This is a genomic window from Streptomyces sp. NPDC102258, assembly GCF_055584685.1.
The window spans coordinates 53,505-66,035 of the sequence record NZ_JBVJLO010000010.1 but is presented as its reverse complement, the minus strand read 5'-3'; the positions used below and the strand labels follow the sequence as shown (position 1 = coordinate 66,035).

Below are 12,531 nucleotides of genomic sequence, written 5' to 3'. Positions count from 1 at the left end.
CCGTCGGGATCAGACGTCGGTGAGGCGGAGGCCGGCGTGGGCCTTGTAGCGGCGGTTCGTGGAGATCAGGTTGGCGACCATGGCCTCGACCTGGTGGGCGTTGCGCAGGCGGCCCGCGAAGACGCCGCGCATGCCGCGGATGCGGGCCGCGAGCGCCTGGACGAGGTCGGTGTCGGCGCGGGACTCACCGAGGACCATCACGTCGGTGTCGATCTCCTCGACGCCCTCGTCCTGGAGGAGGACGGCGGAGAGGTGGTGGAAGGCGGCGGTGACGCGGGAGTCCGGGAGCAGCGCGGCGGCCTGCTGGGCGGCGCTGCCCTCCTCGACGTGGAGGGCGTAGGCGCCCTGCTTGTCGAAGCCGAGCGGGTTGACGCAGTCGACGACGAGCTTGCCGGCGAGGTCCGCGCGCAGCGCTTCGAGGGTCTTGGCGTGGCCTTCCCAGGGCACGGCGATGATCACGATGTCGCTGCGGCGGGCGCACTCGGCGTTGTCCGCGCCCTCGACGCCGAGGCCCAGCTCGTCGGCGGCGGTCCGCGCGCGGTCGGCGGCGCGGGAGCCGATGATCACCTTCTGGCCGGCCCGGGCGAGCCGGTAGGCGAGGCCGCGGCCCTGGTCGCCGGTGCCGCCGAGGACGCCGACGACCAGGCCGGAGACGTCCGGGAGGTCCCAGGGGTCCTTGGCGGGCGGCTTCTGCGTGCTGTCTGAGGAAGTCATGGGGGCGAGAGTACTGCCGCGCACCTGACGGTCGAAGGAATGAGCCGGACGGGTGACGCCGCCGATCGGGCCCCCGGGGGCGCCCCCGGTGCGGCAGGATGCGGCCATGGACGCCGTGAGGGTGGCGCTGCTGCGCGAGGTGCTCGCCGGGACGCACTGGCCGGGTGAGGCGCGGAGGTTCGCCGGGGCGCTGCGCCGGTCGGTGGTGCCCTCCCCCGGCGCCGGGCGGCTGCTGCTGGTGGGGACCGAACAGTACGAGCCCTGGCACCTGGCGGCGCACCTGGTGGACGAGGCCGCCTGGTCGGGGCTGCCGGAGCTGGCGCCGACGCTGGTGCGCCACCGGGTGCGGCCGGGCGGGCCCCCGCACCTGTCGGTCGGGCTGAGCCGGCTGGCGGCGGCCCGGCGCGGGCACACGCTGCTGGTGGTGGCGCCGGAGCGGCCGGGCGGCGGACTGCTGGAGCGGGTGCACGATGCCCGGCGCGCGGGGGCGACCGTACTGTCCCTGGACGGCGGGGACCCGGATCTCGGCACGCTGGCGCACGAGGCGCTGTCGGTGCCCGCCGCCACCGCCGAGCTGGACCTGGACACGGTGCAGCACCTGGTCAGCGCGGCGGCCGGGGAGAACGGCCTGCCGGCCCAGCGGGCGCCGCGGCGCTTGCGGGACCGGCTGGCGCGGCTGGCCGACCAGCTGACCGCGCCGCCGCCCAGCCGCTGGTGACGGCGGCGCGAGGCCGGGCCTAGGGGGCCGTGCCCTCTTCTTCCTCGCGGGCCTTGTCGTTCCAGTGGGGGTCGTTCTGCCATTCGAGGTTGCGCTCCTGCGCCGTCTCCATGGCGCGGCTCGCCTCGGCGGGCGTGTCGTAGGGGCCGAAACGGTCCTTGGCCGGACAGTCCGGACCCTCTTCGACCTTCTTGTGAACCAGGCAGTAGTACCACTCGCCCGGCTTGCCCACCTGTCGCTTCTTGAACAGGGCCATCGTCGGCTCCTTCCTCTGTCGCCATGCTGCCCCATACCCGCTGGATACACTCGCTTGCATGTCTGGCCAGTCGCTGCTCGTACCAGGCGAGCTCTCTCCCGTCCGTTCCGTTCCCGGAAACATCCGCCGGCCCGAGTACGTGGGCAAGCCCATGCCCACGCCGTACACCGGACCGGAGGTGCAGTCGGCCGAGACCATCGAGGCGATGCGCATCGCCGGCCGCATCGCCGCCCAGGCGATGGAGGAGGCCGCCAAGCACATCGTCCCGGGGGTGACCACCGACGAGCTGGACCGGATCGCGCACGAGTACATGTGCGACCACGGTGCCTACCCGTCGACGCTGGGGTACCGGGGCTTCCCCAAGTCCCTGTGTTCCTCGCTCAACGAGGTCATCTGCCACGGGATCCCCGACTCGACCGTCCTCAGGGACGGCGACATCGTGAACCTCGACGTGACCGCGTACATCGGCGGGGTGCACGGCGACAACAACGCCACGTACCTGTGCGGCGAGGTGGACGAGGAGTCGCGGCTGCTCGTGGAGCGCACCCGCGAGGCGCTGAACCGGGCGATCAAGGCGGTCAAGCCGGGCCGGCAGATCAATGTGATCGGCCGGGTCATCGAGTCGTACGCGAAGCGCTTCGGCTACGGCGTCGTCCGGGACTTCACGGGGCACGGCATCAACAGCTCGTTCCACTCCGGGCTGATCGTCCCGCACTACGACAGCCCGCACGCCACCACCGTCATCGAGCCGGGCATGACCTTCACGATCGAGCCGATGCTGACGCTGGGCACCCACGAGTACGACATGTGGGAGGACGGCTGGACGGTCGTCACCAAGGACCGCAAGCGCACCGCGCAGTTCGAGCACACGCTGGTGGTGACCGACACGGGGGCGGAGATCCTGACCCTCCCCTAGCGGGACCGGGCGGCGGCGGGCACCCGCGTTTTACCGACAGGACGTCGGGAACACATTGACTCGGGCCCGCCCCGGCAGGAGTATCGGGTCGTGGCGGCGCCGCGCCGCCACGCCCGTTTTCCTCTTCCCCGGAGGTCCGTCTTGGACGCCTTCTCCACGGCCATCCGTGTCGCCTCGCACGAGCAGCACACCGAGGCCGAGACCTCCACCTTCATGAGCGACCTGCTCGGCGGCCGGCTCGGAATCGACGCGTACACCCGCTACACCGAGCAGCTGTGGTTCGTGTACCGGGCGCTGGAGGACGCGGCCGACGCGCTGCGCGACGACCCCGTCGCGGGGCCGTTCATCCGGCCCGAGCTGATGCGCGTCGCGGAGATCGAGCGGGACCTCGCCCACCTGACCGGCCCCGACTGGCGGGAGTCGGCCGTGGCGCTGCCCGCGACCGCGGCGTACGCCGCCCGGGTGGCCGAGTGCGCGGCCTCCTGGCCGGGCGGGTACGTCGCCCACCACTACACCCGCTACCTCGGCGACCTCTCCGGCGGCCAGATCATCCGGGACAAGGCGGAGCGCACCTGGGGCTTCGCGCGCAAGGGCGACGGGGTGCGGTTCTACGTCTTCGCGGACATCTCCAACCCGGCCGCCTTCAAGCGGGACTACCGCGAGCTGCTCGACGCGATCGCGGCGGACGACCTGGAGAAGCAGCGCATCATCGACGAGTGCAAGCGCGCCTTCGACTTCAACGGCGCGGTCTTCCGCGAGCTGGGCGAGGCGTTCCCGCTCAGCGCGTAGGGCGGCCGCGTTTCGCGCGGAGTGGTCTTACGAGGCGAAGCGGACCCGGCCGCCGACCTCGACGGTGCCGTCGGGACCCGGGGCGGTGAGGAGCTGCGAGCCGGCGCCCTGGGTGATGTTGAGGGCGCGGTTCAGCTGGGCCGTCAGCAGGATCGCGGCCGAGCCGGTGGCCTCGTCCTCGGTGACGGCCCCGTCCGGGCGGCGCGGGAAGCCCCGGGCGCGGATCCGGCCGGCGGCCTCGTCCTCCCAGGCCCACGCGTACAGCCAGCCCTCGCCCGGCGGCGGGGCGGGCAGCGCCTCGACCTCGGCGGCGCTCGCGTACTGCTCGGCGCGCTTGCCGGTCACCCACTCGGGGCGGGCCGTGATCCAGGTGAACTCCCCGTCGCAGCGGGCCCATACGGACCCGGCGGGCGGCTGGAGCTCCTCGATGTCGAGCAGCCAGGCGACGCCGACGAGCGGGTGCCCCGCGAAGGACATCCGGGTGCCGGGCGTGCGGATGTCGACGACCCCGCGCTCGGGGTCGTCGACGAACACCGTTTCGCTGTACCCCAGTTCGGCGGCGAGGGCCTGCCGGTCCGCGTCATCCGGGCAGGTCCGGCCGTCGCGGACGACTCCGAGCAGGTTGCCGAAGCGGCCGTCGCCCGCGCAGAAGACCCTGAGGACATCGAGATCGTTCACGCGCGCATTCAAGCACGGGCCGGTCGCGGGCACGCGGCTTGACCAGCGCTTGACCCTGGCTTGGGCTGCCCATGGGGGCGTCGTGACGGCCTCGTGTCCGGGCCCGGAACGTGAGAGCTGAATCACTGGCCGGGTGGGTATTGCTGAGGTAAGCCTCGGTTAAGTTAGGTCCGCCTCACTACCTGGTGTCCACCCAGCCTCCACCTCGCAGGAGCCCTTATGCGCCCCGCCCGTCCCACCGTTCTGACCGCGGTCGCCGCCGTCGTCGCCCTCACCGCCGTCACCGGCTGCGCGGAGAAGAGCGGCCAGGGCGGCGACGGCGCGATCCACGTGAACGCGACGGACAGCGCCTGCGAGCTCTCCACGACCGGGTTCCCGGCCGGCAAGGTCTCCATAGAGGTCGAGAACAAGGGCTCCAAGGTCACCGAGCTGTACGTGCTCTTCCCCGACGACCGCATCGTCGCCGAGCGCGAGAACATCGGCCCCGGCACCAAGGCCACCATCACCGCCGAGATCAAGGCGGGCGACTACGTCTTCGCCTGCAAGCCCGGCATGACGGGTGACGGCATCCGCACCAAGGTCAAGGTCACCGGCAAGGGCGGCGACGCCAAGCGCGACCCCCGGCTGGACGCCGCGGTCGCCGCGTACCGCAAGTACGTGCAGGAGCAGGCCGACGAGACCCTCCCGCAGGTGAAGACCTTCACCGACGCCGTCCGCGCCGGTGACGTCGAGGGCGCCAAGAAGGCCTTCGCGCCCTCGCGCACCGGCTGGGAGCGCACCGAGCCGGTCGCCGAGTCCTTCGGCGACATCGACCCGAAGACCGACACCCGCGAGGACGGCCTGGAGCCCGGCCAGCAGTGGACCGGCTGGCACCGCCTGGAGAAGGCCCTGTGGGCCGACAACAAGATCGGTGACGAGGAGAAGACCCTCGCCACGCAGCTGGACACCGACCTCACGGACTGGCAGAAGCGCGTCGGCACGGCGGAGATCACCCCCACCTCGATGGCCAACGGCGCCAAGGAGCTCCTCGACGAGGTCGCCACCGGCAAGGTCACCGGCGAGGAGGACCGCTACGCCCACACCGACCTGGACGACTTCAAGGCCAACGTCGAGGGCGCCCAGAAGGCGTACGAGCTCCTCAAGCCGGTCGCGGCGAAGAACGACGCGGCCCTGGTGACGGAGCTGGACAAGCAGTTCGCCGCGCTCGACACGCTGCTGGAGAAGTACCGCACCGCCCCGGGGGCCACCGGCTTCATCTCGTATGACAAGGTCGGCGAGACCGACCGCAAGCAGTTCTCCGACAGCGTGAACGCCCTGGCGGAGCCGCTGTCGAAGCTCGCCGCCGCGGTCGCCAAGTAGTGCGGGCCCCAGGAAGGCGGGAGCGACGATGACCGAGCAGACCAACCAGGAGCCCGGGGGCGCCGACGGCACCCCGGCCGCCGCCGCGCCCTCGCGGCGCTCCGTGCTGGGCTGGGGCGGAGCCGGCCTCGCGCTCGGGGCCGCCGCCGCGGGCGGCGCGGTCGCCGCGTTCAACGGGGGCTCCGGCCTCGCCCCGGCGGCCTCCGCCGGGACGGCCGTGCCCTTCCACGGCGAGCACCAGGCGGGCATCGCCACCGCCGTCCAGGACCGGCTGCACTTCGCGGCGTTCGACGTGAAGACGAAGGACCGGGCCGAACTGGTCCAGCTCCTCAAGGACTGGACCGAGGCGGCCCGCCGGATGACGGCCGGACAGCCCGTCGGCGAGGGCGGCTTCGGCGGCCTGCCCGAGGCGCCGCCGGACGACACCGGCGAGGCGCTCGGCCTGCCGGCCTCCCGGCTCACCCTGACCGTCGGCTTCGGCCCGGGGCTCTTCGCCAGGGACCGCTTCGGCCTGGAGGGCAAGCGCCCCGAGGCCCTGGTGGACCTGGAGGCCTTCCCCGGCGACAACCTGGACCCGGCCCGCTCCGGCGGCGACCTGTGCGTCCAGGCCTGCGCCGACGACCCGCAGGTCGCGGTGCACGCCATCCGCCAGCTGGCCCGCATCGGCTTCGGCAAGGTCGCCGTGCGCTGGTCGCAGCTCGGCTTCGGCAAGACCTCCTCCACCACCCCGGACGCCCAGACCCCGCGCAACATGATGGGCTTCAAGGACGGCACCCGGAACATCCCCGGCACCGACACCGCGGCCCTGGACCAGCACGTGTGGGTCGGCGCGAACGACGGCGGCGGCTGGCTGACCGGCGGCTCGTACCTGGTCGCCCGCCGCATCCGGATGCACATCGAGACCTGGGACCGGACCTCCCTCCAGGAGCAGGAGGACGTCTTCGGCCGCGACAAGGGCGAAGGCGCCCCCGTCGGCCGGTCCAAGGAGCGCGACGAGCCCTTCCTGAAGGCGATGAAGCCGGACGCGCACGTACGCCTCGCACACCCGGACTCCAACGACGGGGCGCGGATCCTGCGCCGCGGCTACTCCTTCACCGACGGTACGGACGGCCTCGGCCGGCTCGACGCGGGGCTGTTCTTCCTCGCCTACCAGCGGGACGTCCGCAAGGGCTTCGTGCCCGTCCAGCGGCGGCTCGCCAAGAACGACGCGCTCAACGAATACATCCAGCACGTGGGTTCGGCCGTCTTCGCCGTCCCGCCGGGCGTCCGCGACAAGGACGACTGGTGGGGCCGGACGCTGTTCGCGTAGTCCCCGCCGGAGAGGAACACCGCCGTGTTCGGCAACTATCTGATCGGCCTGCGCGAGGGCCTGGAAGCCAGTCTCGTCGTCTGCATCCTCATCGCCTACCTGGTGAAGACGGACAACCGGGCCGCCCTGCGTCCCGTGTGGACGGGCATCGCCATCGCCTGCGGTCTCTCGCTCACGTTCGGCGCCCTGCTCACCTTCGGGACGCAGGAGCTGACCTTCGAGGCGCAGGAGGCGCTGGGCGGCAGCCTGTCCGTCCTCTCGGTCGGCCTGGTGACCTGGATGGTCTTCTGGATGAAGAAGACCGCCCGGCACCTGAAGGGCGAGCTGGAGGGCAAGCTCGACGCGGCGCTCGCCATGGGCACCGGCGCCCTCGTGGCCACCGCGTTCCTGGCGGTGGGCCGTGAGGGCCTGGAGACGGCGCTGTTCGTGTGGGCCTCGGTCCGGGCGAGCGGCGAGGGCTCCTCGGCGCCGCTGATCGGGGTGCTGCTGGGCATCGCGTCGGCGATCGTGCTGGGCTGGCTCTTCTACCGGGGCGCCGTACGGATCAACCTGGCGAAGTTCTTCCGGTGGACCGGCGGCATGCTGGTGATCGTCGCCGCGGGCGTGCTCGCGTACGGGGTCCACGACCTCCAGGAGGCCGGGTTCGTCGGCGGCCTCCAGGACAAGGCGTTCGACATCAGCGGCGCCGTCCCGCCGGACAGCTGGTACGGGGTCCTCCTCAAGGGCGTGCTCAACTTCCAGCCCGACCCGACGGTCTGCCAGCTCGTGGTGTGGGCCCTGTACCTGGTGGTCGTGCTGGCGCTGTTCCTGGCCCCGGCCCGCCTGGGCCGCGGGTCCGGCGCCCCGGCCGCGGAGAAGCAGTCCGCGGGGGCCCCGTCGCGCGGCTGACGCCCCGCACCCGCCGTCCGTCGCCCGGCCGCGTCCCCTCCCGAGGGGGTTGCGGCCGGGCGTCGCGCGTTGCGGGGGCTCACCAGAGCCGGTCGACGCTGCCCGGGTGGAGCGGGATCCGGGCCCCCGTCAGGGCGGCGCGGTCGGCGGCGGCTTCCGGGTCCGGGGCGAAGAACGCCGCCAGCACCTCCTTGTCGAAGCCGGGGCCGTCGGTGGCCAGCGGCTCGGCGGGAGTGCCGCCGACCAGGACCGTGCCGGGGAGCCGCTCGAAGCCGGCCGCCGTGTAGAACGGCGCCAGCGGCCGGTCACAGCTGAACAGGGCCAGGTCCACCGCCGGGTCGGCGGCCAGGGCGGCCCGGGCCCCGGCCACCAGCCGGCCGCCGAGGCCCCGGCCGCGCAGCCCGGGCCGGGTCACCACCGCGCTGAGCCCGGCGGCCCGCCGGGCACGGCCCGCGCCGCCGGGGATCTCCTTGTACAGCAGGGCCAGCGAGGCCCCGACCGTCCCGGCGTCGTCCACCAGCAGCAGCGCCCGCGGCCGCAGCGCCGGGTCGTGCCCGGGCGCGCTGCCGGGCCACACCTGCGCCTCGATGGCGCCGATCTGCGCGGCGAGCTGCGCGGGCAGGTCCTCCTGCGCGTACGCGAGCAGCCGCATCAGGGGATCCGGACGGCCGCGCCGCCGACCCGGACGCGGGGGTCGCCCGCCCGCAGCTCCACCGTCAGGACGCCGGGGCGGCCCATGTCCTCGCCCTGGTGGAGGGTGAGCACGGCCGCGTCCGGGACCAGGCCCAGCTCCCGCGCGTACGCCCCGAAGGCGGCCGCGGCGGCTCCGGTGGCGGGGTCCTCGACGACGCCGCCGACCGGGAAGGGGTCGCGTACGTGGAAGAGCTCCGGCCCGGCCCGCCACACGAGCTGGACGGTGGTGAGGTCCAGGCGCCGCATCAGCGCCTCCAGCCGGCCGAAGTCGTAGTCGAGGTCGGCGAGCCGCTCCCGGCTCCCGGCGCCGAGCACCAGGTGCCGGGCCCCCGCGAAGGCGATGCGCGGCGGGAAGGCGGCGTCCAGACCGGCGGCGGGCCAGCCGAGCGCGGCCAGGGCCTCGGCGAGGTCGGCGGGGGCGATGTCCTCGGTGTGCGGGGCGACGCTGGTCAGGGTGGCGCGCAGGACGCCGTCGTCCTCGGCCACCGTGACCGGTACGGGGCCGACCGGGGTCGCGAAGAGCAGCTCGCCGGGGCCGATCCGCTCGGCCAGCGCCACGGAGGCGGCGACGGTGGCGTGCCCGCAGAAGCTGACCTCCGCCTTGGGGCTGAAGAACCGCAGGGTGAAGGCCCGTCCGGGCGCGCCGCCGAGGTCCGCGGGCGGGGCGGTGAGGAAGGCGGTCTCGCTGTAGCCCAGTTCGGCGGCGAGGGCGAGCATCGCGGCGTCGTCCAGGGCGGCCGCGTCGAGGACGACCCCGGCGGGGTTGCCGCCCTCGGGGTCGCGGGAGAAGGCGGTGTAGCGCAGTACGTCGGAGTGGATCTTGATCGTCATGCCCACCACAACCGAGGTGTCGTGCGGGGCATTCCCCCGGCCCCTGCCGACCCCCGGCCCCGCCCTCGGCCCCGCCCTCCGCCCGGCCCTCAGCCCCGCCCGATGTACGGCATCGCCGTGGCCATCACCGTCGCGAACTGGACGTTGGCCTCCAGCGGCAGCTCCGCCATGTGCACCACCGTCCGCGCGACGTCGGCGGCGTCCATCACCGGCTCGACCGCGAGCTCCCCGTTCGCCTGGAGGATCCCGGTCCGCATCCGCTCCGTCATCTCGGTGGCCGCGTTGCCGATGTCGATCTGGCCGCAGGCGATCCGGTACGGGCGCCCGTCCAGCGACAGGGACTTCGTCAGGCCCGTCATGGCGTGCTTGGTCGCGGTGTAGGCGATCGAGTGCGGGCGGGGCACGTGGGCCGAGATGGAGCCGTTGTTGATGATCCGGCCGCCCTGCGGGTCCTGGTCCTTCATCATCCGGAACGCGGCCTGCGCGCAGAGGAAGGACCCGGTCAGGTTGACGTCGACGACCTGCCGCCAGGCCTCGGGGGTGAGGTCCTCCAGCGCGACCCCGGCCGGGCCGAAGGTGCCCGCGTTGTTGAAGAGCAGGCCGAGCCGTCCGTAGCGCTCGCGGACGGCGGCGAAGAGCGCGGTCACGTCGTCCGCGTCGCTCACGTCGGCCCGTACGGGCATGACGTCCGCGCCCGGGCCGGCGGCCGCGGCGGTCTCCTCCAGCGGCCCGGTCCGGCGGCCGGCCACGGCCACCGACCAGCCGGCCCCGGCGAGGGCGAGGGCCACGGCACGGCCGATCCCGGAGCCGGCCCCCGTCACGACAGCGATCTTCTTCAGGCGAGCGTTCATGGGGCCGCAGGGTACGTCACGGCGCCGATCCGTCCCCGGGCGTTCCGACAGCTGAGAGCATGGGTCGGTCAGGGGTGCGTAAGAGCAGATGAGATGACTGGAGATCCGATGTCGGAGAGAGGCCCTTCGACGGCCCCCGCACAGGGCCCCACGCCCGAACCCCCCTCCCCTTCCGCCACCACCGCCGCCCCGGCGCCGCACCCGGCCGTCCCCTTGACGGCCGCGCGCCGCACCGGCCTGCTCGTCACCTTCGTCCTGGGCGGCCTCACCGCCCTGCCGCCGCTGTCCATGGACATGTACCTGCCGGCGCTGCCGCAGGTCACCGCCGCCCTGCACAGCCCGGCCGCGACCGTCCAGCTCACCCTCACCGCCTGCCTCGCCGGCATGGCGCTCGGCCAGCTCGTCATCGGCCCGATGAGCGACAAGTGGGGGCGCCGACGCCCGCTGCTGGCCGGCATGGCCGTCTACGTCCTGGCCACCGCGATCTGCGCCCTGGCGCCGAGCGCCGAGCTGCTGATCGGCTTCCGGCTGCTCCAGGGCCTGGCCGGCGCGGCCGCGATCGTCATCGCCCGGGCCATCGTCCGCGACCTGTACGACGGGGTCGAAATGGCCCGCTTCTTCTCCACGCTCATGCTCATATCCGGCGCCGCCCCGATCGTCGCCCCGCTCATCGGCGGCCAGGTGCTGCGCTTCGCGGACTGGCGGGGGGTCTTCGTCGTGCTCACCGCCGTCGGCCTCGCGCTGACCCTGGTGGTCTGGCGCGCGCTCGGGGAGACGCTGCCGCCCGAGCGGCGGCACACCGGCGGGGTGGGCTCCGCGCTGCGGACCATGCGGGGACTGCTGGGCGACCGGGTCTTCGCCGGGTACACCCTGGCGGGCGGCTTCGCCTTCGCCGTGCTCTTCTCGTACATCTCCGCCTCGCCATTCGTGGTGCAGGAGATCTACGGGGCCTCCCCGCAGGCGTTCAGCCTGCTGTTCGGCCTCAACTCGGTCGGCCTGATCGTCATCGGCCAGGTCAACGGCAAGCTGCTGGTCGGCCGGGTCAGCCTCGACAAGGCCCTCGGCGCCGGTCTCGCCGTCATCACCGCGGCGTCCGTGGCCCTGCTGCTGATGTCGAGCGGGGTGTTCGGGGAGGTCGGGCTGGTGCCGGTCGCCGCCGCGCTGTTCGCGCTGATGTCGGCGATGGGCCTGGTGCTGCCGAACACCAACGCGCAGGCGCTGATGCGCACCCCGCACGCCGCCGGCTCGGCGTCCGCGCTGCTGGGCACCTCCTCCTTCCTGGTCGGGGCGGTCGCCTCGCCGCTGGTCGGGATCGCGGGCGAGCGCACGGCGGTGCCGATGGCCGTGGTCCAGCTGAGCTGCTCCCTCCTCGCGGCGGCCTGCTTCCTCGGCATGTGCCGCCCCTGGCGGCCCCGCGAGCCGCAGTCCGCGTAGCGCACCGGACCGGGCGGCGGTCCGGGCGGGACGGCGGCCGGACCGGGCGGCGGTCCGGCCGCCGTAAACTTCGTGGGTGAACGTCAGCGCCCCCACCACCGCCGAGACCCTCCGCAGCGCCCTCGCCGGGCTGCTCGACGGGCTGCCGCCGAAGCAGGCTTCGGCCGCCGTCGAGCGGCTGATCGCCAGCTACCGGGGCGCCACCCCCACCGACACCCCGGTCCTGCGCGACCGCTCCGACGTGGCGGCGTACGCGGCCTACCGGATGCCGGCCACCTTCGAGGCCGTCCGCTCCGCCCTCGCCGGGCTCACCGCAGCCGCGCCGGACTGGATCCCGGGCTCGCACGTGGACGTGGGCGGCGGCACCGGCGCCGCGACCTGGGCGGTCGACGCCACCTGGGACGGTCCCCGGACGACGGCGGTACTGGACTGGGCCGAGCCGGCCCTCGTCCTCGGCCGGGAGCTGGCGGCCCGCTCGCACTCGGCGGCGCTGCGCGGGGCCGCGTGGCGCCGGGCCGTCATCGGCGCCGGGATCAGCCTGCCCGACGCGGACCTGGTGACGGTCTCGTACGTGCTCGGCGAACTGACCCCGCAGGCCCGCCGGGCGGTCGTCGCCGAGGCGGCCCGCGCCGGACAGGCCGTCGTGCTGGTCGAGCCGGGCACCCCGGAGGGCTACCTGCGCGTCCGCGAGGCCCGCGAGCAGCTGATCGAGGCCGGGCTCCGGGTCGCCGCGCCCTGCCCGCACGACGGCGCCTGCCCGATCGAGGTGGGCCAGGACTGGTGCCACTTCTCGGCGCGGGTCAGCCGGTCCTCCCTGCACCGGAAGGTCAAGGGCGGCTCGCTCTCGTACGAGGACGAGAAGTTCAGCTACGTCGCCGCCACCCGGTTCCCGGTGACGCCGGTCCCCTCCCGGATCACGCGGAGGCCGCAGATCCGGAAGGGGCTCGTCCAGCTGGACCTGTGCGGTCCCGAGGGCGAGGGCCTGACGCGGGCCACCGTGACCAAGCGCCACGGCGACCGCTACAAGGCCGCCCGCGACGCGGACTGGGGTCACCCGTGGCCGCCCGCGGAGGCCCCGTAACCACTGCGCGCGTC

Annotated in this window: 14 protein-coding genes; 8 read left to right on the top strand and 6 right to left on the bottom strand. The window is 74.0% G+C overall.

Going from position 1 to position 12,531, the window contains the following annotated elements; translation table 11 throughout:
* Positions 1–9: 9 nt before the first annotated feature.
* A complete protein-coding gene (gene npdG, locus ACZ6ZT_RS18500; protein WP_469720266.1) occupies positions 10–714 on the bottom strand; it encodes an NADPH-dependent F420 reductase in 705 nt (234 codons plus the stop codon).
* 106 nt (positions 715–820) lie between these two features.
* Between npdG and ACZ6ZT_RS18495 the strand changes: the two genes are divergently transcribed.
* On the top strand, positions 821–1,432 hold the full coding sequence (locus ACZ6ZT_RS18495; RefSeq protein WP_469720264.1) for a hypothetical protein: 612 nt from the start codon (positions 821–823) through the stop codon (positions 1,430–1,432).
* Between the two features lie 19 nt (positions 1,433–1,451).
* Here the strand turns inward: ACZ6ZT_RS18495 and ACZ6ZT_RS18490 are convergent, their stop codons facing one another.
* The gene (locus ACZ6ZT_RS18490; RefSeq protein ID WP_469720263.1) at positions 1,452–1,688 is read right to left on the bottom strand and encodes a hypothetical protein; all 237 of its coding nucleotides are present in this window, start codon (positions 1,686–1,688) and stop codon (positions 1,452–1,454) included.
* A gap of 58 nt (positions 1,689–1,746) precedes the next feature.
* On the opposite strand from ACZ6ZT_RS18490, the gene map reads away from it, so the two are divergent.
* Together map and ACZ6ZT_RS18480 are read left to right on the top strand one after the other, a co-directional pair.
* A complete protein-coding gene (map, locus tag ACZ6ZT_RS18485) occupies positions 1,747–2,604 on the top strand; it encodes a type I methionyl aminopeptidase (protein ID WP_469720261.1) in 858 nt (285 codons plus the stop codon).
* A gap of 141 nt (positions 2,605–2,745) precedes the next feature.
* Positions 2,746–3,393, top strand: coding sequence for a biliverdin-producing heme oxygenase (locus tag ACZ6ZT_RS18480; protein ID WP_469720259.1), 648 nt, complete (start codon positions 2,746–2,748; stop codon positions 3,391–3,393).
* 27 nt (positions 3,394–3,420) lie between these two features.
* Here ACZ6ZT_RS18480 and ACZ6ZT_RS18475 read toward each other — a convergent pair whose 3' ends face one another.
* A complete protein-coding gene (locus ACZ6ZT_RS18475; protein ID WP_469720257.1) occupies positions 3,421–4,071 on the bottom strand; it encodes a PhzF family phenazine biosynthesis protein in 651 nt (216 codons plus the stop codon).
* Between the two features lie 219 nt (positions 4,072–4,290).
* Here ACZ6ZT_RS18475 and efeO point away from each other — a divergent pair, with 219 nt between their 5' ends.
* From efeO to efeU, 3 genes are read left to right on the top strand one after another with little or no spacing between them, the layout of a single operon-like run.
* On the top strand, positions 4,291–5,430 hold the full coding sequence (efeO, locus tag ACZ6ZT_RS18470; RefSeq protein ID WP_469720255.1) for an iron uptake system protein EfeO: 1,140 nt from the start codon (positions 4,291–4,293) through the stop codon (positions 5,428–5,430).
* 28 nt (positions 5,431–5,458) lie between these two features.
* A complete protein-coding gene (efeB, locus tag ACZ6ZT_RS18465; RefSeq protein ID WP_469720252.1) occupies positions 5,459–6,739 on the top strand; it encodes an iron uptake transporter deferrochelatase/peroxidase subunit in 1,281 nt (426 codons plus the stop codon).
* Between the two features lie 24 nt (positions 6,740–6,763).
* Positions 6,764–7,627, top strand: coding sequence for an iron uptake transporter permease EfeU (gene efeU / locus ACZ6ZT_RS18460; RefSeq protein WP_469720249.1), 864 nt, complete (start codon positions 6,764–6,766; stop codon positions 7,625–7,627).
* Positions 7,628–7,706: 79 nt separating this feature from the next.
* Here efeU and ACZ6ZT_RS18455 read toward each other — a convergent pair whose 3' ends face one another.
* From ACZ6ZT_RS18455 to ACZ6ZT_RS18445, 3 genes are all read right to left on the bottom strand, one after another.
* Positions 7,707–8,279, bottom strand: coding sequence for a GNAT family N-acetyltransferase (locus tag ACZ6ZT_RS18455; protein ID WP_469720246.1), 573 nt, complete (start codon positions 8,277–8,279; stop codon positions 7,707–7,709).
* The gene (locus ACZ6ZT_RS18450) at positions 8,279–9,151 is read right to left on the bottom strand and encodes a PhzF family phenazine biosynthesis protein (protein WP_469720245.1); all 873 of its coding nucleotides are present in this window, start codon (positions 9,149–9,151) and stop codon (positions 8,279–8,281) included. The genes ACZ6ZT_RS18455 and ACZ6ZT_RS18450 overlap by 1 nt, the downstream gene beginning before the upstream one ends.
* A gap of 89 nt (positions 9,152–9,240) precedes the next feature.
* Complete coding sequence (locus tag ACZ6ZT_RS18445; RefSeq protein ID WP_469720243.1) at positions 9,241–10,002, bottom strand: SDR family oxidoreductase; 762 nt, start codon at positions 10,000–10,002, stop codon at positions 9,241–9,243.
* A 108-nt stretch (positions 10,003–10,110) separates the two neighbouring features.
* Here ACZ6ZT_RS18445 and ACZ6ZT_RS18440 point away from each other — a divergent pair, with 108 nt between their 5' ends.
* Both ACZ6ZT_RS18440 and ACZ6ZT_RS18435 read left to right on the top strand, forming a co-directional pair.
* Positions 10,111–11,436, top strand: coding sequence for a multidrug effflux MFS transporter (locus ACZ6ZT_RS18440; RefSeq protein WP_469720241.1), 1,326 nt, complete (start codon positions 10,111–10,113; stop codon positions 11,434–11,436).
* Positions 11,437–11,512: 76 nt separating this feature from the next.
* Positions 11,513–12,517 carry a small ribosomal subunit Rsm22 family protein gene (locus ACZ6ZT_RS18435; RefSeq protein ID WP_469720240.1) on the top strand — a complete coding sequence of 335 codons (1,005 nt, stop codon included), beginning with the start codon at positions 11,513–11,515 and terminating at the stop codon, positions 12,515–12,517.
* Positions 12,518–12,531 lie beyond the last annotated feature (14 nt).